The organism is Vibrio sp. 1562, assembly GCF_033340155.1.
Lineage (GTDB): Bacteria > Pseudomonadota > Gammaproteobacteria > Enterobacterales > Vibrionaceae > Vibrio > Vibrio alginolyticus.
Genome location: NZ_JAWOVY010000432.1, coordinates 1 through 653 on the forward strand (window position 1 = coordinate 1; position 653 = coordinate 653).

Annotated in this window: 1 protein-coding gene and 1 pseudogene; both read right to left on the reverse strand. The window is 66.8% G+C overall.

Annotation, left to right across the window (positions count from 1 at the left end; translation table 11 throughout):
• Positions 1-254, reverse strand: a pseudogene (locus R7Z49_RS25620) (MFS transporter); the annotation flags it as partial.
• On the reverse strand, positions 251-653 hold a 403-nt coding region (locus tag R7Z49_RS25625; RefSeq protein ID WP_318112476.1), incomplete at its 5' end, for a phosphotransferase. The gene R7Z49_RS25625 and the pseudogene R7Z49_RS25620, both read right to left, overlap by 4 nt.

Consider the following 653-nt stretch of genomic DNA (forward strand, 5'->3'; position numbering starts at 1 on the left):
GCCACGCCGCCCACCACACCCGAGATCAATGCGACGGGCGCGCGCCCGAACCGATCGACGAGGCCACCACCAACCCACGCGCCGATGATGGTCGCGATGACGCTGCTAGCGGCCGTGGCGCCCGCCCAGGCCGCGCTCTTTGTATGAGACAGGCCGAACCATGGAAGCGCGAGGGCCGCCACCGCGTTGCCGATCCGGAAGAGAAAGGTCGCCGCGAACAGCGTCGCGAGCGGGCTATATCGACGTTCGCTCATTCCGCTGCGGCGAGCTGCGCCTTCGCCGCAGCGAGGTACTCTTCGTTACCCGAGTCGAGGGCGAAGAGTGCGTAGGTGACCGCCCCGAACGCAAGGCGCTCCGCGATGTGGTGGGCGAGCCGCGGCCACACCCGGCCACCGGCCGCTTCATACGTGAGGAGGAGCTTCGCGAGCCCCTCTTCACCAAAGACCATAAGGTGCGCGGCCATGTCGATGGCAGGGTCATCAACGCGGGCCTCGCTCCAGTCGATCATCCCGCTGACGCGCTCCGTGTTGTCGATGAGCACATGGCCCACGTAGAGATCGCCATGCACCACCACGGAGAAATCTGGCCACGACGAATCGTCGTCGAGCCAGCGCTGCCACCGGTGGAGGCGCTTGTCGTTCACCACGAACTCG